The sequence below is a fragment of the Paenibacillus barengoltzii NBRC 101215 genome, from assembly GCF_004000745.1.
In the GTDB taxonomy this organism is placed as follows: domain Bacteria; phylum Bacillota; class Bacilli; order Paenibacillales; family Paenibacillaceae; genus Fontibacillus; species Fontibacillus barengoltzii.
Genome location: NZ_BILV01000161.1, coordinates 1 through 854, shown reverse-complemented (window position 1 = coordinate 854; position 854 = coordinate 1). Strand labels below are relative to the sequence as shown.

The following is an 854-nucleotide window of genomic DNA, read 5'->3' as shown; positions in this document are numbered from 1 at the left end:
CGTGGAATACTCACGAGGGACCAGTCCCAAGTACGCCATCAGTTGGGCCGGGGAGCGAAAACGCGCAAAGGTTCCGATTTCAGCCGCAAGGGTAATGGCTGTAAGCAATCCAATCCCCCGTAGGGACTGAAGAGCTTGGATCAGAGAAGCCTTAGAACCGGTCGCAGCTTGCTGGACCAGTGCTTTTTCTAGGCGCCCCATGCGTTGCTCGATCTCATCCAAAGCATGAAGCATTTCGCTGAATGCCACGTGCATGGACTCATACGGGAACGTAAGCTGCCCTAACCAGACGCGATACTTCTTGGTCCAGCGACGCTTTATGGTGGCGGGTGGTTCAATCTGGTGACGAAGCAGGAATTTCAAGATCCGCTGACGAGCCCGGTGGGCATCTTCCTTGGCAGCTTCACGGGCGCGAACCAATTCCCGCAGAGCCTCATCTTCCCGTTCGGGGACGTAAACGGGAGTGAGCTCACCTGCACGATACAAACGCGCGAGTTGCTCCGCATCCCGTCGATCTGTTTTTACGTGGTCGCCGGAGCGTTTGGGAATCAGCGATGGAGCAATAACGGCACAGTGGGCCCCCATGGAGGTGATCCAGCGATAGGTTTCGTAACCTGTGGGTCCTGCCTCGTAGCAAAACGATAGCGTTTCGGCCGCTCCCAGCTCTTTGATAAGCTTGCGTAACGCTGCCGGTGTGTGGGGAATGGTTCCGTAATAGCGTGGAGCTTCCCCGCTCACATCTGCAATCGCAACCGAAATTTTTTCTTTGGATACATCTAAACCGACGAATTTTGTGGTAGACTGCATAGTATCAGCTCTCCTTTGCTATGTAGCTCTGAAATGGTTTGGTTTAT

1 protein-coding gene is annotated in these 854 nt (G+C 54.1%); it reads right to left on the bottom strand.

Features of this window, described 5'->3' with window-relative positions:
• On the bottom strand, positions 1-807 hold an 807-nt coding region (locus tag PBA01S_RS22625; protein ID WP_127576783.1), incomplete at its 3' end, for an IS110 family RNA-guided transposase.
• Positions 808-854 lie beyond the last annotated feature (47 nt).